General features: G+C 69.0%; 19 protein-coding genes. 10 read left to right on the forward strand and 9 right to left on the reverse strand.

Annotated elements, in window-relative coordinates:
- Positions 1 to 56 precede the first annotated feature (56 nt).
- Together J7E87_RS18050 and J7E87_RS18055 are read right to left on the reverse strand one after the other, a co-directional pair.
- Complete coding sequence (locus tag J7E87_RS18050; RefSeq protein ID WP_215095117.1) at positions 57 to 932, reverse strand: phosphatidylinositol-specific phospholipase C; 876 nt, start codon at positions 930 to 932, stop codon at positions 57 to 59.
- Between the two features lie 142 nt (positions 933 to 1,074).
- The gene (locus J7E87_RS18055; protein ID WP_215095119.1) at positions 1,075 to 2,895 is read right to left on the reverse strand and encodes a bifunctional UDP-sugar hydrolase/5'-nucleotidase; all 1,821 of its coding nucleotides are present in this window, start codon (positions 2,893 to 2,895) and stop codon (positions 1,075 to 1,077) included.
- A gap of 196 nt (positions 2,896 to 3,091) precedes the next feature.
- Between J7E87_RS18055 and mshD the strand changes: the two genes are divergently transcribed.
- From mshD to pstB, 8 genes are all read left to right on the forward strand, one after another.
- A complete protein-coding gene (gene mshD, locus J7E87_RS18060; protein WP_215095121.1) occupies positions 3,092 to 4,015 on the forward strand; it encodes a mycothiol synthase in 924 nt (307 codons plus the stop codon).
- Positions 4,016 to 4,367: 352 nt separating this feature from the next.
- Positions 4,368 to 6,596, forward strand: coding sequence for an RNA degradosome polyphosphate kinase (locus tag J7E87_RS18065; RefSeq protein WP_215095123.1), 2,229 nt, complete (start codon positions 4,368 to 4,370; stop codon positions 6,594 to 6,596).
- Positions 6,583 to 7,821, forward strand: coding sequence for a CHAD domain-containing protein (locus tag J7E87_RS18070; RefSeq protein WP_374195188.1), 1,239 nt, complete (start codon positions 6,583 to 6,585; stop codon positions 7,819 to 7,821). The genes J7E87_RS18065 and J7E87_RS18070 overlap by 14 nt, the downstream gene beginning before the upstream one ends.
- 13 nt (positions 7,822 to 7,834) lie before the next feature.
- Positions 7,835 to 8,251 carry an NUDIX hydrolase gene (locus tag J7E87_RS18075; RefSeq protein WP_215095125.1) on the forward strand — a complete coding sequence of 139 codons (417 nt, stop codon included), beginning with the start codon at positions 7,835 to 7,837 and terminating at the stop codon, positions 8,249 to 8,251.
- 235 nt (positions 8,252 to 8,486) lie between these two features.
- Positions 8,487 to 9,620: a phosphate ABC transporter substrate-binding protein PstS gene (pstS, locus tag J7E87_RS18080; protein ID WP_215095128.1), complete on the forward strand. Its 1,134-nt coding sequence runs from the start codon at positions 8,487 to 8,489 to the stop codon at positions 9,618 to 9,620.
- A gap of 105 nt (positions 9,621 to 9,725) precedes the next feature.
- Positions 9,726 to 10,724: a phosphate ABC transporter permease subunit PstC gene (pstC, locus tag J7E87_RS18085; RefSeq protein ID WP_215095130.1), complete on the forward strand. Its 999-nt coding sequence runs from the start codon at positions 9,726 to 9,728 to the stop codon at positions 10,722 to 10,724.
- Positions 10,721 to 11,797 (forward strand): phosphate ABC transporter permease PstA, encoded by a 1,077-nt coding sequence (pstA, locus tag J7E87_RS18090; RefSeq protein ID WP_215095132.1) that lies wholly within the window; start codon positions 10,721 to 10,723, stop codon positions 11,795 to 11,797. Before pstC ends, pstA begins: the two co-directional genes overlap by 4 nt.
- Positions 11,798 to 11,827: 30 nt before the next feature.
- The gene (gene pstB, locus J7E87_RS18095) at positions 11,828 to 12,604 is read left to right on the forward strand and encodes a phosphate ABC transporter ATP-binding protein PstB (RefSeq protein WP_215095134.1); all 777 of its coding nucleotides are present in this window, start codon (positions 11,828 to 11,830) and stop codon (positions 12,602 to 12,604) included.
- A gap of 253 nt (positions 12,605 to 12,857) precedes the next feature.
- Here pstB and J7E87_RS18100 read toward each other — a convergent pair whose 3' ends face one another.
- Positions 12,858 to 13,856, reverse strand: coding sequence for an inorganic phosphate transporter (locus J7E87_RS18100; RefSeq protein WP_215095136.1), 999 nt, complete (start codon positions 13,854 to 13,856; stop codon positions 12,858 to 12,860).
- Positions 13,857 to 13,861: 5 nt separating this feature from the next.
- Entirely contained in the window at positions 13,862 to 14,482 is a 621-nt protein-coding gene (locus J7E87_RS18105; protein WP_215095138.1) for a DUF47 domain-containing protein, read from the reverse strand.
- Positions 14,483 to 14,676: 194 nt separating this feature from the next.
- On the opposite strand from J7E87_RS18105, the gene J7E87_RS18110 reads away from it, so the two are divergent.
- Entirely contained in the window at positions 14,677 to 15,009 is a 333-nt protein-coding gene (locus tag J7E87_RS18110; protein ID WP_251017580.1) for a metal-sensitive transcriptional regulator, read from the forward strand.
- Positions 15,010 to 15,172: 163 nt separating this feature from the next.
- On the opposite strand, the gene J7E87_RS18115 is transcribed toward J7E87_RS18110, so the two are convergent.
- Together J7E87_RS18115 and J7E87_RS18120 are read right to left on the reverse strand one after the other, a co-directional pair.
- Complete coding sequence (locus J7E87_RS18115; RefSeq protein ID WP_215095140.1) at positions 15,173 to 15,349, reverse strand: hypothetical protein; 177 nt, start codon at positions 15,347 to 15,349, stop codon at positions 15,173 to 15,175.
- 81 nt (positions 15,350 to 15,430) lie between these two features.
- Complete coding sequence (locus tag J7E87_RS18120; RefSeq protein ID WP_215095141.1) at positions 15,431 to 16,336, reverse strand: hypothetical protein; 906 nt, start codon at positions 16,334 to 16,336, stop codon at positions 15,431 to 15,433.
- 429 nt (positions 16,337 to 16,765) lie between these two features.
- Here J7E87_RS18120 and J7E87_RS18125 point away from each other — a divergent pair, with 429 nt between their 5' ends.
- Positions 16,766 to 18,343 (forward strand): FAD-binding oxidoreductase, encoded by a 1,578-nt coding sequence (locus J7E87_RS18125; protein WP_215095143.1) that lies wholly within the window; start codon positions 16,766 to 16,768, stop codon positions 18,341 to 18,343.
- A gap of 181 nt (positions 18,344 to 18,524) precedes the next feature.
- On the opposite strand, the gene J7E87_RS18130 is transcribed toward J7E87_RS18125, so the two are convergent.
- From J7E87_RS18130 to J7E87_RS18140, 3 genes are all read right to left on the reverse strand, one after another.
- Positions 18,525 to 19,250 (reverse strand): phosphatase PAP2 family protein, encoded by a 726-nt coding sequence (locus tag J7E87_RS18130; protein ID WP_215095145.1) that lies wholly within the window; start codon positions 19,248 to 19,250, stop codon positions 18,525 to 18,527.
- A gap of 249 nt (positions 19,251 to 19,499) precedes the next feature.
- Positions 19,500 to 20,498 carry a bifunctional lytic transglycosylase/C40 family peptidase gene (locus tag J7E87_RS18135; protein WP_215095216.1) on the reverse strand — a complete coding sequence of 333 codons (999 nt, stop codon included), beginning with the start codon at positions 20,496 to 20,498 and terminating at the stop codon, positions 19,500 to 19,502.
- A 135-nt stretch (positions 20,499 to 20,633) separates the two neighbouring features.
- Positions 20,634 to 21,440 carry an SAM-dependent methyltransferase gene (locus J7E87_RS18140; RefSeq protein ID WP_308312966.1) on the reverse strand — a complete coding sequence of 269 codons (807 nt, stop codon included), beginning with the start codon at positions 21,438 to 21,440 and terminating at the stop codon, positions 20,634 to 20,636.
- Positions 21,441 to 21,613 lie beyond the last annotated feature (173 nt).

Here is a 21,613-nt window from a genome sequence, read left to right on the forward strand (position 1 = left end):
TGGTGGCCGTCACCGACGACCGGCGATGCCGGCCGCCTTCAGCGGCCGGCAGCCGGTCATGCCGGGTTGTGCCGGATGAGCGAATCGACCAGGCCCGAGCGGGTGCCCGGGAAGTCCATCGGCACAATGCCGAGGCCCTTCCAGCCCCCCGCCTCCGAGCCGTCGATGAAGGAGTGGACCCTCGGGTTCAGCCGGTCGGAGTTCCAGCGGGGCGGCAGCAGGGCGGAGGTGCTGACGTAATTGACGTACAGCTTGCCCGGCTGCTGCGCCGCCTTACGGAAGTGCGCCTCGATCTTGGGGTACTTGGCGCCGGGTTCGGCGTTCCAGTCGTCCTGGATGTCGAAGAGATTCCCGTCCCCGTACCGCACGCCGGGCAGTCCGCCGTTGTCTGCGAGCAGCACGACCTTGCCCCGCGCCTCGCCCAGCCCCGGCAGTCCGTCGCCGATGCGGAACAGCGGACGCCAGCCCTTGCCGTCCAGGTAGATGTCGAAGACCCGGCGGAAGGCCGCGTCGCTCTCCTCGGAGTACTCCTGCTTGAGGCGCATGAGGACCGTCTCGGAGGGGTGGGCGTTCAGGAAGTCCCGGCAGGCGATGAGCACATCGCCGAACATCATGTTCTGGTACGCGGCCCCGTGATGGATGGCGAAGGAGTCGCCGGTGATCCGGCACCGTACGTCCAGAAAGCGGATGCCGCTGTTCAACTGGTCGGCGATGGTGGTGTTCTGGCACTGAGCCCAGAGCCCGCCGAAGCGCGCGCCCGAGTCGTGGGTGCCTGGAATCGTCAGCTGCGCCAGGGCGGTCGCGTCACCGTGCCCCGCCATCCAGTCCTGCGCGGAGAGGGTGCGGCGCGGCGCGGCGGCAGCGGCCGGTGCGCCAATGAGTGCGGTCGCGGAGACGGCTGCCGCGCCCACGAGAAAGCTCCGTCGGTCCATGGCCCCGGATTATGGCGGGGTCACGTCAAGTAGCACCAGGGTCAGGACTGGCCAGTAACCAACGGCTGAATCAGGCCTCAGCAACGCGCGTGGGGCGGCGGGCACTTGGCCCACCGCCCCACCGTCCCGCCTGCGGATACTGCTACTTCACAACCGTGATCCGGCCGGTGGCCGGCGGCGCGAGCGGCGCGCTCGCGCTGGAGTGCGCGGCCAGATAGGCGATGAGGATGTCCAGGTCGGACGCGCCGACCAGCTTATTCTTGTGCTCCTTCAGGACGGCGAAGCCATCGCCGCCGCCCGCCAGGAACTCGTTCATCGCGACCCGGTAGGTCTTCGCCGGGTCGATCGCCTCGCCCTTCAGCTTGACCGAGCCGGCCACGATCCGGTCGGCTCCGGTCTTCGTCAGATCCAGGGTGTAGGTGAAGCCGTCCGACACCTGGAGGATCTTCGGGGAAGCCTGGTTCAGGCCACTGACCTGCTGCTGGAGTGCGGTGATCAGCTGCGCGCCGGTCAGGTCGACGACGGTCATCATGTTGGTGAACGGCTGCACGGTGAACGCCTCGCCGTAGGTCACGACGCCGTCGCCCTCACTGCCGGACGCCTTGTGGACGAGGCCCGCGCGGATTCCGCCCGGGTTCATCAGCGCGAGCTGCGCCCCGCCCTTGTCCGCCGTGGCGAGACCCTCCAGCTGCGCGTCCGCGATCAGATTGCCGAGCGGCTTCTCGGGCGCGTCGAAGGGGTTCTCGATGTCGGCGGAGATATGGCCGACAGGCCGGCTCGCGATCGGCGCCGCCAGCGTGTTCCAGCGGGCGATCAGCCGGGTCATGTCCTCGGCCTTCGGCACGTCACGGGTGACGACATGGTTCGCGGAGGCGACGGCCGTACGGACGATGTCCTTGGTGCGACGGTCGTAGGTGAGCGTCGTGTCGGTGTACAGCTTGCCGAACGAGGCCGCCGATGTGACCGTACGCGGTTTGCCGGACGGGTCCGGGATCGTGCACGCGTATGCCTGGTGGGTGTGGCCGGTGACCAGGGCGTCAACCTGCGGGCTGATCTTCTTGGCGATGTCCACGATCGGGCCCGAGACACCGTCGCCGGGGCCCGGGCTGTCGCAGTTGTAGTTGTACGAGGAGGAGGCAGGCGCCCCGCCCTCGTGGATCAGGGCGACGATCGACTTGACGCCCTTGCGCTCCAGCACCTTGGTGTACTTGTTGATCGTCTCGACCTCGTCGCCGAACGTGAGGCCCTTGACGCCCTCGGCGCTGACTATGTTCGGCGTGCCCTCCAGGGTCACCCCGATGAAGCCGATCTTGACCCCGTCCTTCTTCCAGATGAAGTACGGATCGAGCAGCGGCCTGCCGGTCTTTTCGTTCGCCACATTCGCGGCCAGGTACGGGAAGTCCGCGCCCCCGAACGGCCTGTCCTGCTCGAAGCAGCCGGCGGTGGGGTGACAACCGCCGTTCTGCATGCGGGCCAGTTCCTTGGCGCCCTCGTCGAACTCGTGGTTGCCGACGGAGGAGACGTCGAGCTTCAGCCCGTTCAGCGCCTCGATGGTCGGCTCGTCGTGGAAGAGCCCGGAGAGCAGCGGCGATGCGCCGATCATGTCACCGGCCGCGGCGGTCACCGAGTACTTGCTGCCCTTGCGGGCCTGGCGCAGATGCGTGGCGAGGTACTCGACGCCGCCCGCGTTGATCTTCTCGGTGGTGCCGTCCGCGTGCGTGCGGGTGACCTGCCCGGCCGAGCCGGCGGGCGGCTCCAGGTTTCCGTGCAGGTCGTTGAAGGAGAGAAGCTGCACATCGACGGTGCGCGGCTGGTGGTGCCGGGCTCCGGAGCTCCCCTCGTCGACGGCGGCACCGGCCGGCATCGCGGCGAAGAGAGCGCCGACGGTGGCCAGTCCGGCGGCCGCGGCGAGAACCCGCCGGCTCCGGCGGGCCGCACGGTGGGTGTGTGGTCTCGCTGACATCTGTCCCCTTGTCAGTTCAGCGTGGAGTGAGGGTTGCGAGCGGAAGCCTAGAGTCAACGCGCGTAGCGCGACAGGGGGGTAGGGGTTACGACCTGGTTGCCTTTGTTCGTCATCGGGGTGGTTCCTCGCGTATCACCCGTACGCAGGACCCGTCCCGTATCGCCGACAAAGTGCTGTTCAGCCGTACCCTCGACCCATGAGCATCGACGCTGTGATTCCGGAGCCCGGCCGTCAGATCGAGACGGTTGACGAGCTCAGCCCCGAGCAGGCCGAGGCCGTGCTCGGCATGCTCCGCGAGGCCGCCCGCGCGGACGGGATGCAGGCCGTCTCCGAGCAGGGGCGGCTTCAGCTGCGCGGCGGGAAGCGGGAGGGCGTACGGCATCTCCTGCTCACCGTCGGCGGCGAGCTGATCGGGTACGCGCAACTGGAGGACACCGACCCCGTCGAGGCCCCGGCCGCCGAGCTCGTCGTGCACCCCGCGCATCGCGGGCGTGGGCACGGACGGGCGCTCGGCAGCGCGTTGCTGGGGGCGTCCGGGAAGCGGCTGCGGGTGTGGGCGCACGGCGGGAAGTCCGCCGCGCGGCATCTGGCGCAGGTTCTCGGGCTCACGCTCTTCCGTGAACTGCGCCAGCTGCGGCGGCCGTTGAGCCCGATGGACATTCCCGAGCCGGTGTTCCCGGCGGGCGTCACCGTACGCAGCTTCGTGCCCGGGCAGGACGACGCGGCGTGGCTCGCCGTGAACGCCGCCGCCTTCGCCCACCACCCCGAGCAGGGCTCGGTCACCCAGCGGGACCTCGACGACCGCAAGGCCGAGCCGTGGTTCGACCCCAAGGGCTTCTTCCTCGCCGAGCGGGACGGGGAGCTCATCGGCTTCCACTGGACGAAGGTGCACGCCGAGGAGCAACTCGGCGAGGTGTACGTCGTCGGCATCCGGCCCGACGCGCAGGGCGGCGGCCTCGGCAAGGCGCTGACCGCGATCGGCCTGCGGTATCTCGCCGCGCAGGGGGTGCCGACCGCGATGCTCTACGTCGACGCGGACAACACGGCGGCGCTGCGGGTGTACGCGGGCCTCGGCTTCGTCACCCATGAGGTGGACCTGATGTACCGCACAGAATCCTGATGTACTGACGGGCCGCCTCCGGGGCGGCCGCTGTCCGGCAACGCTTCGGCACCGGCATCGCGCCGGCACTTGCCGCCGCCGCCCCGCCGCCTCATTCTGGCTGCTGCACACGCGCCCGGCCCCCGCAAGGCCGCACAGAGCCCCATACGCCGTACGGGACCCCCCGCGATCGACCCCGGGGGGTCCCGCCACGCTTCCCCTCACGTCATGTCGTCGTTACCGGGCATTCAGACGCCCTTGCGACCCTCACTCAATGCAGCCCGCTGTACCCCACTCCCCGAACGGGAAGATCCCCCTCACCTCAGGCCTCTCCGACGCGCCCGTAATGCCCTCGACGCGGAAGAATGGGTTCATGAGCCAGCAGCCCGCCGAGGTACCGGTCCAGCACCCCCAGCCTTCCGTCGGTTCCATAGCCGCCCACCGGCCGCACACCGTCGCGGCCACGGTCTCCGACCTGGAACCCGATCTCGACGCCGACCTCGACTCCTACGAGGAAGATCACGAGGGCGACGGCACCGAATTGCCCCAGGGGCGGTTCCTCGACCGCGAGCGCAGTTGGCTCGCGTTCAACGAGCGCGTCCTGGAGCTCGCCGAGGATCCGGCGACCCCGCTCCTCGAACGGGCCAACTTCCTGGCAATCTTCGCGTCCAACCTGGACGAGTTCTTCATGGTCCGCGTCGCCGGCCTGAAGCGCCGCATCGCGACCGGTGTCGCCACCCGGTCCGCGTCCGGCCTGCAGCCCCGCGAAGTGCTGGACCTGATCTGGAACCGCTCCCGCGAACTCATGGCCCGGCACGCCGCCTGCTACCAGCAGGACATCGCCCCGGCGCTCGCCGAAGAGAGCATCCATCTCATCCGCTGGCCGGAGCTCACCGAGAAGGAGCAGGCGCGCCTGTTCACTCTCTTCCGGCAGCAGATCTTCCCGGTCCTGACCCCGCTGGCCGTGGACCCCGCCCACCCCTTCCCGTACATCTCGGGCCTCTCGCTGAACCTGGCCGTGGTGGTACGAAACCCGGTCAGCGGCCACCGCCACTTCGCCCGCGTCAAGGTTCCGCCACTGCTGTCGCGCTTCCTGGAGGCCTCACCGCAGCGCTACGTCCCGCTCGAGGACGTCATCGCCGCGCACCTCGAAGAGCTCTTCCCCGGCATGGAGGTACTGGCCCACCACATGTTCCGGGTGACCAGGAACGAGGACCTGGAAGTCGAGGAGGACGACGCCGAGAACCTCCTGAAAGCCCTGGAGAAGGAGCTCATGCGGCGCCGCTTCGGCCCGCCGGTGCGACTCGAGGTCGAGGAGTCCATCGACCCCTACGTGCTGGACCTGCTGGTCCGCGAGCTGAAGGTGTCCGACGCCGAGGTCTATCCGCTGCCCGGGCCGCTGGACCTGACCGGACTCTTCGGCATCGCCGCGCTGGACCGGCCCGAGCTGAAGTACCCGAAGTTCATCGCGGGCACTCACCGTGACCTCGCCGAGGTCGAGTCGGCCTCCGCGCCCGACATCTTCATGGCGCTGCGCGAGCGCGACGTGCTGCTGCACCACCCCTACGACTCGTTCTCGACGTCCGTCCAGGCCTTCCTGGAGCAGGCCGCGGCCGACCCGGACGTGCTGACCATCAAGCAGACGCTTTACCGCACCAGCGGCGAGTCCCCGATAGTGGACGCGCTGATCGACGCCGCCGAGTCGGGCAAGCAGGTCCTCGTACTCGTAGAGATCAAGGCCCGCTTCGACGAGCAGGCCAACATCAAGTGGGCACGGAAGCTGGAGGAGGCCGGCTGCCATGTCGTCTACGGGCTCGTCGGGCTCAAGACCCACTGCAAGCTGTCGCTGGTGGTCCGCCAGGAGGGCGAGACGCTGCGCCGCTACTGCCACGTCGGGACCGGCAACTACCACCCGAAGACGGCCAGGCTGTACGAGGACCTGGGGCTGCTGACCGCGGACCCGCAGGTCGGCGCCGACCTCTCGGACCTGTTCAACCGGCTGTCGGGATACTCCCGCCGTGAGACGTACCGCCGGCTCCTGGTTGCCCCCAAGTCCCTGCGTGACGGCCTGATTTCGCGAATCAACAAGGAAGTCGCACACCACCGCGCCGGTCGGCCCGCCTACGTCCGCTTCAAGGTCAACTCGATGGTGGACGAGGCGGTCGTCGACGCCTGCTACCGGGCGTCCATGGCCGGTGTGCCGGTGGACATCTGGGTCCGCGGCATCTGCGCGATACGCCCCGGAGTCCCCGGCCTCTCGGAGAACATCCAGGTGCGCTCGATCCTCGGCCGCTTCCTGGAGCACTCCCGGATCTTCGCCTTCGGCAACGGCGGCGAGCCCGAAGTGTGGCTGGGCAGCGCCGACATGATGCACCGCAACCTCGACCGCCGTATCGAGGCTCTGGTCCGGGTCACCGACCCGGCCCACCGCGCGTCTCTGACCCGTCTCCTGGAGACCGGCATGTCCGACACCACGTCCTCCTGGCACCTCGGCCCGGACGGCGCATGGACCCGGCATGCGACGGACCCGGAAGGCCAGCCGCTGCGGAACGTACAGGAGATGCTCATAGACGCCCGGAGGCGCCGGCGTGCACAGCCCTGATCTCTCCCGGCAGGACGCGGCCGCCGTCCCGTCCGGTCCCCCCACCACGATCACGGCCGGCGATGCGCTGGCCCGGTATCTCCATGCGCAGGCAGGTGACTTCCTGCGCAGTCTGCGGCTGCACAGCGAGAGCGGCGCGGACACGGCGGGCGTGGCGGAGGCCGCCGCCGCGCTGCGTCAGGCGTCCCGCCGTATCAGCGGGATCCTGCACACCTTCCGGCCGCTGCTGGACCCCGTCTGGGCGGACGATCTGCGCACCGAACTGGCCTGGCTCTCCGCGACGCTGGCCCAGGAACACGCCTGCACCTCACGGCTGAGCCGGCTCCTCGACGCGCTGGCACGGCTGTCGGGGGCGATTCCGCTGCCGCCGGCGAGGGGGGAACTGCGCACAGACGCCCCCGGCGACCGGGCCGCGGGCTCCGGCGAACCCCGTACGGGAGCGGGTGACGGCTCCAGCACGGCGGTCGACTCCGGCTCGGGCCCGGGCACGGCTGTCGTTCCCAATTCCAGCACGAGGGCCCGTGGCTCTCTTGGCAGCCCCACAGGCTCCGGCGGCGTCCGCGTCAGCCAGGCCGGCAGCGCGGACGCTCCGCGCGCCACCGGTTCCCTGACCGTCGGGGCCGCGCGGGCCGGCGCCCTGCTGGAACGGCAGCTCACCCTCGCCCGGACCCGGGCCCACTCCGCCGCGCTCCAGGCCCTCGGCTCCTCCCGCTTCCACGCGGTCGCCGACTCCGTCGCCGTACTCGCCTCCGAGCTGCCGCTCGGCCCGATGGCCGGCGCCCCGGCCGCCGAGGCCCTGGCGCTCCCCGCGGAGCTCGCCGAGCGGCGGCTGCTGGAAGCGGTGGCCGCCCTGCCGCTGGGCCGGGCCGCGCACCCGTACAACGCGGAAGCCCTGGTGCACGGCCTCGCCACCGCGTCGGCCGGGGAGGCGCAGGACGCCCCCTGGCACCAGGTGCGGCTGCTGCTGCGGCTGCACCGCTACGCACAGGAGGTGCTGCACCCGGAGGCGGACCCGGTGCTGTGCCACGCGGGCCTGGTCCTCGACCGCCACCGCGACGCGGCCGAGGCAGCCGCTGCCGCCGCCAACGCGGCCCGCACTCCGCGTATCGCCCCGGCCACCGCGTACGCCCTGGGGGTACTCCATGCCGATCAGCGGCACGAGGTGGAGGCCGCCCGTTACGCCTTCCAGCAGGTGTGGCGGAGGTCTGCGGTGACGGCCCCATGATCGGGGGCCCCCGATGAACGACGACACCGTACTGGCTGCGGGCTGTGCGCTCTGGCGGCGTTCCCACCGCAGCGACGAGGGCATCGAGATCTGTCTCGTACACAGGCCCAAGTACGACGACTGGTCCCACCCGAAGGGCAAGCTGAAGCGCGGCGAGGACCCCCTCGCCGGCGCGGTGCGCGAGGTGCTCGAGGAGACGGGGTACCACTGCGCGCCGGGAGCCGGACTGCCCACCGCGTACTACATTGCGAACGGGCGGCCGAAGCAGGTCAGTTACTGGGCGGCCGAAGCCTCGTCGGGCTCGTTCGCCCCGAGCGAGGAGGTGGACCGCATCCTCTGGCTTCCGCCGGCGGAAGCCCGCGACCGCCTTGCCCAACCCCGCGACCGCATTCTGGTGGACGCTCTGCTCGACGCCCTTCACTCCGCGTGAGGTGTCGGCGGGTGCCGACGGGGTAGCGGAAGCGGTCATGTACGCCGGCACTTAGCTGCCCGACACGGTTCACCTTCCGTTCACCCTCTCCCGTTGGCCGCTTCACCTCATCTGCCTAATTTCGGCCCTACACGGTGACCGGCGCAGTGCTGGTCCCCCCACCCCGACACACGCCGCCATAGAACGTGTCAGACAACAGTCAGCGTCCGGCGGCTCTTGGAAGGAACACCCGAAAGTGAAGCTTCAGCGCAAGAACGGGCTTCGCGCCACCGCGCTCGGCGCCCTCGCCATTTCCGGCGCCCTGGTCCTCACGGCGTGTGGGTCGGACGACAACGCGGGCGGCACCGGCGGCACCGGCGAGAAGACGAACGCCGCATCGAACATCAAGTGCGACGACGCCAAGGGCAAGCTCCTTGCGTCCGGCTCCAGCGCGCAGAAGAACGCCATGGACCTCTGGGTCAAGAACTACATGGCGGCGTGCTCCGGCGTCGAAGTCAACTACAAGTCCTCCTCCTCCGGTGAGGGCATCGTCGCCTTCAACCAGGGCACGGTCGGCTTCGCCGGCTCCGACTCGGCGCTCAAGCCCGAAGAGGTCGCCGAGTCGAAGCAGATCTGCAAGGGCGGCCAGGGCATCAACCTGCCCATGGTCGGCGGCCCGATCGCCATCGGCTACAACCTGCCGGGCGTGGACAACCTGAACCTTGACGCCTCGACCATAGCGAAGATCTTCAACGGCAAGATCAAGAAGTGGAACGACCCGGCGATCGCCGGGCTGAACAAGGGCGTCAAGCTCCCGGACACGGCGATCCAGGCCTTCCACCGCTCCGAGGACTCCGGCACCACGCAGAACCTCGGCAAGTACCTGGGCGCCACCGCCAAGGCCGACTGGCCCTACGAGGCCGAGAAGAAGTGGCCGGCCCCCGGTGGCCAGGCCGCGTCCGGCTCCTCCGGCGTCGCCGCGCAGGTCAAGCAGGCCGAAGGCTCGATCGGTTACTTCGAGCTCTCGTACGCGACCTCGCAGTCCATCCCGACCGTGAAGATCAACACGGGCGCAGCCGCCCCGGTCGAGGCCTCCTCCGAGAACGCCTCGAAGGCCATTGCCGCCGCCAAGATCAAGGGCACCGGCAAGGACCTGGCCCTGGGCCTCGACTACACCACCAAGGCCGACGGCGCCTACCCGATCGTCCTGGTGACCTACGAGGTCGTCTGCGACACCGGCAACAAGGCTGAGACCCTGGGTACGGTCAAGTCCTTCCTGACCTACACCGCGAGCGAAGAGGGCCAGAAGGTTCTCTCGGGCGCCGGTTACGCCCCGATCCCGGCCGAGATCAACGCCAAGGTCCGCGAGACCGTCGCGGGTCTGAAGTAACAACAGAACAGGCCGGCGGGGGCGCATGCGCCCCCGCCGGCCTGCCCATCCGGTGCACCGCCGCCAGGGGAGTCCAGCCACTCCCCACCACAGACCGGAAAGATCATGGCTTCCACCACACCAATAGCCTCCCCTCCTCCAGCACCGGCTCCGCCGGTCACCAGGAAGAGCACATCCACCGGCCGCGCGGGCGACAAGGTCTTCCTCGGCCTGTCCCGCGGCTCTGGCATTCTGCTCCTGGTGATCATGGCGTCGATCGCCGTGTTCCTCAGCTACCGCGCCGCGCTCGCCATCTCGAAGGACCAAGGCAACTTCCTCACCACCCTCGACTGGAACCCGGCGGGCAACCCGCCGGTCTTCGGCATCGCGGTCCTTCTCTTCGGCACCGTGGTCAGCTCGATCGTCGCGATGGCGATCGCCGTGCCGATCGCCGTCGGCATCGCGCTGTTCATCTCGCACTACGCGCCGCGCAGGCTCGCCGCCCCCCTCGCCTACGTCGTCGATCTGCTGGCCGCCGTGCCGTCGATCATCTACGGCATCTGGGGCGCCCTCTTCCTGGTCCCGTACCTCGAAGGCCTCAACCTCTGGCTGGACGAATTCTTCGGCTGGACGTACATCTTCGAGAAGACCGAGATCGGCGTCGCCCGCTCGCTGTTCACCGTGGGCGTCCTGCTCGCGATCATGATCCTGCCGATCGTGACCAGCGTCAGCCGCGAAGTCTTCCTGCAGGTCCCGCAGATGAACGAAGAGGCCGCCCTCGCCCTGGGCGCCACCCGCTGGGAAGTCATCCGGATGTCGGTCCTTCCCTTCGGCCGCTCCGGCGTGATCTCCGCCTCGATGCTGGGCCTCGGGCGCGCGCTCGGCGAGACGATGGCCGTCGCCACGGTCCTCTCCCCGAGCTTCGTGATCTCGCTGCACCTGCTGAACCCGGGCGGCGGCACCTTCGCCCAGAACATCGCCGCGAAGTTCGACGAGGCCAATGAGCTCGGGCGCGACGCCCTGATCGCCTCCGGCCTGGTCCTCTTCATCCTCACCCTGCTGGTCAACGGCGCGGCGCGGCTGATCATCGCCCGCCGCAAGGAGTACTCGGGGGCCAACGCATGAGCCATACCGCCATACAGGACAGGCCCGCTCCGGTGCCCCCGTCCCGAAAGGGAGGCCTCAGCAGCCGGTCGCTCCCCCGCTGGGCTCCCATCGGATTCGCGATCGTCTCGATCGCCCTCGGCGTCGGCATCGGCATCGGGGCCGGCTGGGAGAGCCGCATTCAGTGGGGCCTGATCTCGGGCCTGATCTTCGTGACCATCTCGTACGTCGCGACCTCGATCGTCGAGAACAAGCGCCAGGCCAAGGACCGGCTGGCCACCAGCGTGGTCTGGGTCTGCTTCATCCTCGCCATCGTGCCGCTGTTCTCTCTGATCTGGGTGACCGTCAGCCGCGGTATCAAGGTGCTCGACACGTACTTCCTCACGCACTCCATGGCCGGCGTCCCCGGCATCGAGCCCGGCGGCGGCGTGTACCACGCCATCATCGGCACGCTGGAGCAGGTCGGCATCGCCACCGTCATCTCCGTGCCGATCGGCCTGCTGACCGCGATCTACCTGGTGGAGTACGGCAAGGGCGCGCTGGCCAAAGCCGTCACCTTCTTCGTCGACGTCATGACCGGCATCCCGTCGATCGTCGCGGGACTGTTCATCCTCTCGATCATGCTCATCGCCGACATCCAGCCGTCCGGCCTGATGGGCTCCCTGGCCCTGGCGATCCTGATGACCCCGGTCGTGGTCCGCTCCACCGAGGAGATGCTCAAGCTCGTCCCGAACGAGCTGCGCGAGGCATCGCTCGCCCTCGGCGTGCCGAAGTACCGCACGATCACGAAGGTGGTCATCCCGACCGCGCTCGGTGGCATCACCACCGGTGTGATGCTCGCGATCGCGCGTATCGCCGGTGAGACCGCGCCGATCATCTTGCTCGTCTTCGGCAGCCAGCTGATCAACTCCAACCCCTTCGAAGGCGCCCAGTCCTCGCTCCCCTTCTACATCTGGGACCAGTACAAGATTGGCAGTGAGGCGTCGTACGATCGCGCCTGGGCAGCCGCGCTGGTGCTGATCGCCTTCGTCATGATCCTCAATCTGGTGGCCCGCGGCATCGCCCGCTGGAAGGCCCCGAAGACCGGTCGCTGACCGCGGCCTTCTGAAAGCGAAGTGATTCACATGGCCAAGCGCATCGACGTCAGCGGCCTCTCAGCCTTCTACGGCTCCCACAAGGCGATCGAGGACATCTCGATGACCGTGGAGCCCCGCTCCGTGACGGCCTTCATCGGCCCCTCCGGCTGCGGCAAGTCCACCTTCCTGCGCACCCTGAACCGGATGCACGAGGTCACCCCCGGTGGCCGCGTCGAGGGCAAGGTGCTGCTGGACGACGAGAACCTGTACGGCTCCGCCGTGGACCCCGTCGCCGTACGCCGTACGGTCGGCATGGTCTTCCAGCGGCCGAACCCCTTCCCGACGATGTCGATCTTCGACAATGTCGCGGCGGGCCTGCGGCTGAACGGCTCGTACAAGAAGAACCGGCTGGCAGAGGTCGTCGAGAAGTCCCTCAAGGGCTCGAACCTCTGGAACGAGGTCAAGGACCGGCTGAACAAGCCCGGCTCCAGCCTCTCCGGCGGCCAGCAGCAGCGTCTGTGCATCGCCCGCGCGATCGCGGTCGAGCCGGATGTGCTGCTGATGGACGAGCCGTGCTCGGCGCTGGACCCGATCTCGACCCTTGCGATCGAGGACCTGATCGGTGAGCTGAAGGAGCGCTTCACGATCGTCATCGTGACGCACAACATGCAGCAGGCGGCGCGCGTCTCGGACCGTACGGCGTTCTTCAACCTGTCGGCGGTCGGCCAGCCCGGCAAGCTGATCGAGATAGACGAGACGGAGCGGATCTTCGCGAACCCGTCCGTGCAGGCGACCGAGGACTACATCTCCGGCCGCTTCGGCTAGGCCGGACCCACAGCCCGTCCTGCGGTGCTGCATGGCGGTGCCACCGCAAGGCGAAGGGCCCGCCCCCCTCTCCCAGGGGGGCGGGCCCACATCTGTTCAGTCACCGGGTCCGGGGTTGCCGTGGGCCAGGGGGCGTTGAGGGAGCTCCACCGGACGAAGTCTGCGGGAGATGGAGAAGCCGGTTCCGGGCGGGAAATCCAGCACGCCCGGCAATTGAGGACACCCCCGAAGGGCGTACCGCCGACCGCGACGGTCAGCCGAAGACCAGGTAGACCACGCCATAGCTCAGCGCCGCGACCATCGCGGCAGCCGGCATCGTGACGAACCACCCCATGACGATGTTCTTGGCGACACCCCAGCGGACCGCGTTCACCCGCTTCGTCGCCCCCACACCCATGATCGCCGAGGTGATCACATGTGTCGTCGAGATCGGCGCATGGAACAGGAACGCCGAGCCGAACATGATCGACGCCCCCGTAGTCTCCGCCGCGAACCCCTGTGGCGGATCAAGTTCGATGATCTTGCGCCCGAGCGTCCGCATGATGCGCCATCCACCCGCGTAGGTACCGAGCGAGAGCATCATCGCGCAGGCGATCTTGACCCAGACCGGAATCTCGTCGCCCTGGTTCTCCACATCGGCGATGACCAGGGCCATCACCACGATGCCCATCGTCTTCTGCGCGTCCTGGAGGCCGTGCCCGAGCGCCATGGCCGCCGCCGAGACCGTCTGGGCTATGCGAAAGCCGCGCTTGGCCTTGGACGGATTGGACCGCCGGAACATCCACATGATCGCGACCATCACCAGATAGCCGCAGACCAGACCGACGATCGGCGAGACGAACATCGGGATGACGACCTTCTCGAGCACACCCGTCCAGATGACCTCGGTCCCGCCCGCCAGCGCCGCGCCCACCATGCCGCCGAACAGCGCGTGGGACGAGGAGGAGGGCAGTCCGAAGTACCAGGTGACCAGGTTCCATACGATCGCGCCGACCAGCGCCGCGAAGAGGATGCCCATGCCCCGCGAGCCGTGGGGCGTCTCGATGAGCCCCTCGCTGACGGTCTTGGCGACGCCCTGCCCCAGGAAGGCACCTGCGAGATTCATCACCGCGGCCATCGCCAGCGCCGCGCGCGGCGTCAGCGCGCGCGTGGATACCGAGGTCGCGATCGCGTTCGCGGAGTCGTGAAAGCCGTTGGTGTACGTGAATCCGAGCGCGACACCAATGGTCACGATCAGCGCAAAGGTGTCCACGAAGTTCAGGACTCCTTGACCGCGATGGTCTCCACGGTGTTCGCAACATGCTCGAAGGCGTCCGCGGCCTCTTCCAGCACATCCACGATCTGCTTGAGCTTGAGCACCTCGATGGCGTCGTACTTACCGTTGAAGAGCGTCGCAAGGAGCTTGCGGTGAATCTGGTCGGCCTGGTTCTCGAGGCGGTTGACCTCGATCCAGTACTCGGTGAGGTTCTCCATGGTCCGCAGATGCGGCATGGCCTCCGCCGTCAGCTCGGCCGCCCGCGCCAGGACCTCGATCTGCTGCTCCACACCCTTGGGCAGCTCCTCGACCTGGTACAGCACGACCAGGTCGACGGCCTCCTCCATGAAGTCCATGATGTCGTCGAGCGACGAAGCGAGTTTGTAGATGTCCTCGCGGTCGAACGGCGTGATGAAAGAGGAGTTCAGCTGGTGGAAGATCGCATGCGTGGCGTCGTCTCCCGCATGCTCCGCTGCCCGCATCCGTTCGGCGATCTCGGCCCGGCCGGACGAATCCGCTCCGAGCAGTTCCATCAGGAGCTTGGAGCCCGTGACGATGTTGTCCGCGGACGCGGCAAACATGTCATAGAAGCTCGTCTCCCTGGGGGTCAGACGAAAACGCACGTGGGGTCCTCGGGGTGCTTTGGTTTCGGTCAGGGTGATGCTAGGCGCATCATCCGGCCACGGGGAACCGGCGTTCCTCAGTGTCGCCCATCAAACCCCGTGCTCAGCACGGGCCCCCGATACCGATCCGGCACGATTCGTTACGATATACCCACGAGGGGTATCCACACCCCTGTGGGCAACGGGAGGACGCGATGACGACCACCGAGGCGGCCGGCCCCCCGGTCACGGACCACGACCACGGCGTGCACGGTTACCACAAGCAGAAGGACGAGCACCTCAAGCGGCTGCGCCGGATCGAGGGCCAGATCCGCGGGCTGCAGCGGATGGTCGACGAGGACGTGTACTGCATCGACATACTCACGCAGGTCTCCGCGTCCACCAAAGCGCTGCAGTCCTTTGCGCTCCAGTTGCTCGAGGAGCATCTGCGGCACTGCGTCGCCGACGCGGCGGTCAAGGGCGGCGAGGAGATCGACGCGAAGGTCGAGGAGGCGACGAAGGCGATCGCACGCCTTCTTCGTACCTGATGCGCGTGCCGGTACGCGCATCGGTCGGGACGCGACACCGTCCCGACCACGCCCCGTGCCGCGTTCAGTCCTGCCAGGTCAGTCCCGCCAGGTCATTCCGGCCGAATCACGCCTGCCCGGCTCACTCCTGCCCGGTCATTCCACCCGGGTCACGCCTGCCGAGTCATTCCGGCTGGGAGAGCCCAGGCCGCTCGGCTGCCACCTTCAGCACCTCGTCGATACGGTCCGGGCTGAGCCGTTCCTCATCCGCGGCCGACGCCGCGATGATCAACTCGCCACACAGCTCGATCTCGGCGAGGGCCACGTGGTCCTGGACGGTCGTCGTAATGGGGGGAGCCACGTGCGTTCACCTCTTCCTGCCGGTGCCGACTTCCTAGCGTAGGGAGTGATGCACGGGCTGCGCATGGCACGTCCGGACCATTTAGGCCCTGATCTTCCCCGCGTAAATGTCCCGTTGGTCGGGCAGACGCACGGCGACCGGCGTCCCGAAGTCGTACAGCAGCGTCGTCGAGGTGACGGCGACCGTACCGGTCTCATTGGTGAAACTGAAGCGGTGGCGCACCTTGCGCAGTCGGCCCTCGTCGTCCAGATACGCGTCGAACGGCACGGTGTCCATGGCGAACCCTTTCGCCGCGGCAGCCAGCGCGGCGCGCGCATGCGGCTCGGCGACCCGGGCAGCCTGGGCGATGTCCGTGATGCCGCGGTAGTGCCACACCTTCGTCCCGGCGAGCTTCTCCTCCCCGACGTACGTCACGTCCCGCGCGCTGCGCAGCAGTTCTGCGGCGGCGAGCGGATCGGTGGCGCCGCCGGTGACCAGGTTCCCGTCCTCAAGGGTGGTTGTGTCGATTCGTACCCACTTGTCCACGGGCACGCCCGCGCCGCGGTTCTTCATGTACAGCGCGCCGGGGGCCAGCAGTTCGGTGACCGGACGGTGCTCGTCCGCACCCGCCGGGCCCTTGGGCAGTACGACGGTGAGCTGCCCCATCCGCCGCACGAAGTCGTAACCGCCCTCGCCCCGGATGGTCACCCGGGTCCCGCCGGTTGCCGTCTCCATGGACGTGCGGGCCTTGGAACTCCTTGCCTCGGCGAGTGCGTCCGCGGCCTTGCGCACCTGGTCGGCCCGCGTCTTGTCGGCCCGCGCCTCACCGCCTCGCGCCTGGCCTGCCCCCGCCTCACCCGCCCGCGTCTCACCGGCCTGTCCGCTGCCCGGCCGGTCGTCGGCGACGGCGCCCCCGCCGCCGGAGCAGCCGCTGGTCGCGACCACCCCCAGTACAGCGGCCGCGACAGCGAAAGCCCCGCACCTGCGCCTGTGCTGCTGCACCACCATCGCCTGCCAACCCCCAACGCGGGACCACTGCTTGTACGAGACCGCCCACCCGCTCCGCATAACGACGGCCTCGTCCCCTCGTCACGCCGCCGACCCCTCCCTCTCCTTGCCACGCCTCGCATTGCGCCCGGCCCCAGTACTGTGGACAGGTGCCTAAGCAAGCCCCACCCGGCGACGCCCCGGCCCCTCACCACGCCTCCACCACGGAGCGCGGCTCCTTCGCAGTCGCCCTGTGCTCCTGCGGCTGGATCGGCCCGGCTCGCCGCTCCCGCGAACGGGCGCGTTCGGACGCCGGGTTGCACACATCGGTCCAAACGGACGGTCACTGACCCACCCCCGGCGCATCCCGGCCTCATCACGGGCGACGAAAACCCACGCGCCCGCGGAACCCACCACCCCGCACAGCCGTCTGGTCCTCCAGGAGGCCCCATGGACCGGCGTGCGCTGCTCACCACCGCTGTTGCTCTGACCGCCGCTGCCTGCACAGGCAGCGGCGGCGACGGAGCGACCGCGGCCACCACGAACACCGCGAACACACCCACCCGCAGCGCCTCGCGGGGGAGACCGGGGACCACCTCCTCCGCCGCCGCCCCCGACTGGAACGCGCTCGCGCGCGGGCTCGACGGGAAGCTCGTACGCCCCGGGGACGCCGCGTATCCGACCGCGCGGCAGCTCTACAACACCCGGTTCGACTCGCTGAAGCCCGCGGCCGTCGCGTACGTCGCGGGCGAGGACGACGTCAAGGAGTGCCTGGCCTACGCCCGGGCCCACCGCACGCCCGTCTCCATCCGCAACGGCGGACATTCCTACGCCGGTTGGTCCTCAGGCAACGGCCGGCTCGTCATAGACGTATCCGCCCTGAACCGCGTCACACCCGACGGCTCCATAGGCGCCGGCGCCAAGCTCATCGACGTGTACAACACCCTCGCCCGCAACGGCCGCACCATCCCCGCGGGCTCCTGCCCCTCGGTCGGAGTGTCCGGGCTCACCCTCGGCGGCGGGCACGGCGTCACCTCCCGCGCGTACGGTCTGACCTGCGACAGCCTCACCTCCGCGACCATCGTCACGGCCGACGGCAAGGTGCTGACCGCGAGCGCGAAGGAGAACAAGGACCTGTTCTGGGCGCTGCGCGGCGCCGGCAACGGCAACTTCGGCGTGGTGACCCGGCTCCGTTTCCGTACGCATCCCACGCCGCCGTCCGTCACCGCCTACCTCACCTGGCCCTGGTCGAAAGCCGCGGCCGTCCTCGCCGCCTGGCAGAAGTGGGGACCTGCCCAGCCGGACGAGATCTGGTCATCGGCGCATCTAGCGGCCGGTCCCGGCGGCCGCGCGCCCACGCTCTCGGTCGCCGCGTTCTCCCTCGGCAGCGAGAGCGACCTGCGCAACGCACTCGACCGCCTCGCCGACCGGGCCGGCTCGCCCGCCCGCTCGGTCTCGGTGCGCCGCCGCAGCTACCGGGACTCGATGCTCGGCTACGCGGGCTGCTCCACTCTCAGCCAGGCCCAGTGCCATCTGCCCGGCACCACTCCGGGCCGTACGACACAGGGTGCGCTCCAGCGTGAGACGTACGCGGCGGCATCCGACTTCTTCGACCGCGAGCTCTCACCGGCCGGGCTGCGGGCGCTGATCGCCGCGGCCGAGGCGTTCACCCGGATCGCACCCAGCCAGGGCGGGGGCGGCGGCTCCATAGCGCTGACCGCGCTGGGCGGGGCGATCAACCGGGTCGACCCGCTGGCGACGTCGTTCGTGCACCGGCGGTCCAGGGTGCTCGCCCAGTACATCGGAGCGTGGCGCCCCGGCACCCCCGGCTCCGCTCAACAGGCGTGGCTGAAAAGCACCCATGCGTCGATGCGCCGCTACGCATCCGGGGCCGCCTACCAGAACTACGTCGATCCCACGCTGACCGACTGGCGCCGGGCCTACTACGGGCCGGCCGCGGACCGCCTCACCCGGCTGAAGAAGCAGTACGACCCGGACAGGCTCTTCGACTTCCCGCAGGCGCTGTAGGTCGTACGGGCCGCGAGACGCTGGGGCCGCGCGGGTGTCGCGCGCGGCCCATGCGGGTGTCGCGCGCGGATTCCCGGCCGGAGCCGTTCACGCGCGGATTGGCTCGGCCCGTACTGCCCGTGCGGTTCGCTCGGCCCGAGCTGTTCACGCCGCCCGTCCGGTTCATCCGGGTCATGCGCGGTCAGGCCGCGAGATCGTTCTCCCCGGCCCCGGACCCCTCGGTCCTCGGCTCCGGGATGTCGAGCGTCTCGTGCCGGCCCGCCCAGCCGGTGGCGGGCACCCGCCTCGACCGTACGAGCCGGCCGGTCCGCTCCGATCCGGCGGCCGCCGACACCACCGGCGTAAGGAGCGCCAGCGCGAGGGGCGCGAGCAGCAGCGCCACCGCCGTGCCGAGCGCGAAGCCGCCGACCACGTCGGTGGGGTAGTGCACGCCCATGTAGACCCGGCAAAAGCCCTCGGCCAGCGCCAGACCGATCGCGGCGAAGCCGAACTTCCGGTGTGCGACGAAGAGGCCGGCGGCGAGCGCCATCGCCATCGTGGCGTGGTCGCTGACGAAGGAGTAGTCGGTCTTGCCGGCCACCAGTACCTCGATGCCCCGGTGGTCCACGAACGGCCGCGGTCGCTCCACGAACCCGCGGATCGGGATGTTGACCAGGAGCGCGATCCCGGCGGCCAGCGGCGCCCAGATCAGTCCGGCGACCGCCACGACCGAGTCCTCGGCGGTGCCGCGCCGGCGCACGCTCCACCAGCACCAGAACACCACAAGGACCATCGCAAGCATGATTCCGTACTCGCCGGTGAACTCCATGGTGCGGTCGAGCCACGACGGGGCGTCCTTGGCCAGGCCGTTGATGTCATGGAGCAGGCTGAGATCGGGGTTCACACCGTCCGACGCGAGTCCAGCCATCTGCTGCGGCCCCTTGCCTTGTCGCCTGGCGCGGCGCACCTTTCCAGTGCGCCGCCTCTATCAACCCCCGTGGTCATTACGGTGTCTGCTGCATGGTCAGTGCGGCTGTCCCTGTCCAGGGAACGGCCTGCTCCCTGTGTACGTTCCACTCTCCACCGAACGATCACCATGACGTTATCGAAGGGTGACACGTCGTCGCAGCTCAAGGCCCTGGCTTAGCGGAGAGTTCCGGCCACGTCCAACAGTTCGTCATGCTTCCGGGGGATGTGTGGGCAGCGCCTTCGCGCCATCCGCGGTGACCCTCGTCGCACCGAAGTAGTCCGGGGTGTCGATCTTGTCGAAGCGGATCACCGCTCCGGTGTACGGCGCGTTGATCATGTACCCGCCACCAACATAGAGCCCGACGTGCCGGATCGCCCGCGAGTTGGCGAGGTCGTCCGAGAAGAAGACCAGATCGCCCGGCAGGAGTTCGTCGCGCGAAGGATGCGGACCTGCGTTGTACTGATCGTTCGCAACCCGTGGCAGCTCGATGCCCACCGTCCGGTACGCGGCCTGGGTCAGCCCTGAACAGTCAAAACGTCCGCCCTGATCAGGAGTGCCGTTACCGCCCCACAGATACTTCGTCCCGAGCTTCTGCTGCGCGAAGTAGATCGCGCCGGCGGCCTGCCGCGACGGCTCGACCCTTCCGACGGGCCGGGCGAAACTCTTCTCCAGGGTGCGGATGACCTTCACATAATTCTGCGTCTCGCGGTAAGGAGGGACGCCGCCGTACTTGATGACGGCGTACGCGCCCGCGTTGTACGCCGCGAGCATGTTGTCGGTCGGATCGCCGGGCGCCTTACTGACGTATCCAGCCAATTCACAGTCGTACGAAGCAGCAGACGGAATCGCGTCCGCCGGATCCCAGACATCGCGGTCCCCGTCCTTGTCCCCGTCGACGCCGTGCGTCGCCCAGGTGCCGGGGATGAACTGCGCGATGCCCTGGGCCGCGGCCGGACTCTGCGCCCTGGGGTTCCAGCCGCTCTCCTGGTACAGCTGGGCGGCGAGCAGCGCGGGGTTGATGGCCGGGCAGAGGTTGCCCCACTTCTGTACGAGCGGCTGATAGAGCGCGGGCACGGCTCCCTTGGCAAGCCCGACCGCCCGCCCGCCGTTCGCACCGCCCATGAGCCCGGCGGCCGCGGAGTAGGTCCCGACGACGAGCAGCGCGACGAAGCTCAGGCACAGCCCGATCCCGACCCCGCTGGCCATCCAGACTTTTCGCACGCCCTCAACCCTCCTCCGTCCGGGCCGCGTTCCAGCCCGTTTCCGCCCACGCGCCTACGGTTCGCGTCCTGGATATGCGTCCTCGCTCTGCGTCTTGCCTTGCGTTCTACGACCTGCCGTCTACGGTTTGCGTCCGACACCGCCGAACATGGCGACCTCGTCGGGCTCTTCGCCACCGGCCGCCTCCGGCCGCCAGCGTGAACACGACACCAGACCGGGCTCCAGCATGTCGAGCCCGTCGAAGTACCGCGTGAGCTGTTGCGGCGTGCGCTGGGTGAGCCTGGGCGTGCCGTGCTCGTTCCAGAACACGACGGCGGCGTCCACATCGGGCATCGCCGGACTGGTGATGGTGTGGGAGAGAACGAGATGACTGCCTGCGGGCAGCGCGTCCATGAGACGGCGGACGATTCCGTACGACTCCTCGTCGTCCCCGATGAAGATCACCACCCCGAGCAGCATCAGCGCGACGGGCTGCGAGAAGTCGAGCGTGGCGGCGGCGCGTTCCAGGATGGTGTCGACGTCCCGCAGATCGGCATCGAGATAGTCGGTGAGCCCCTCGGGCGTACCGACGAGCAGGGCACGGGCCTGCGCGAGGACGAGAGGGTCGTTGTCCACGTACACGATCCGCGCCTCGGGCAGCGCCCGCTGAGCCACCTCATGGGTGTTGTCGGCGCTGGGCAGCCCTGTCCCGATGTCGAGGAACTGCCGGATGCCGACATCCGCTGCCAGATGGCGCACGGCCCGCCCCAGGAACCGCCTGTCGGCGAGGGCGTAGTCACCGATGCCGGGGTGGAGCCTGCGAATCTGGTCCCCGGCCTCGCGGTCGACGAGGTAGTTGTCCTTGCCGCCGGTCCAGTAGTTCCAGATACGGGCGGTGTGGGGGCGCGTGGTGTCGATCCTGGCGAGTAAATGCTCGTTGTCGCTCACACGGTCCAAGATATCCAACTCCGCGGAATCCAACTCGCCTCATCATGGCCGGTGTTGGAACGGGCGGTGTTGGTTCGAGGCCGCCTTCGGCGCCGGGGGCCGAGCTTGCCGGCGACGGCGGCCCCAAGCTGAACAGCTACCCGGGCCGGCTGCGCTCCTCCCACGAGGGAGGG

This window comes from Streptomyces sp. ISL-1, assembly GCF_018614585.1.
Taxonomy (GTDB): Bacteria; Actinomycetota; Actinomycetes; order Streptomycetales; family Streptomycetaceae; genus Streptomyces; species Streptomyces maoxianensis.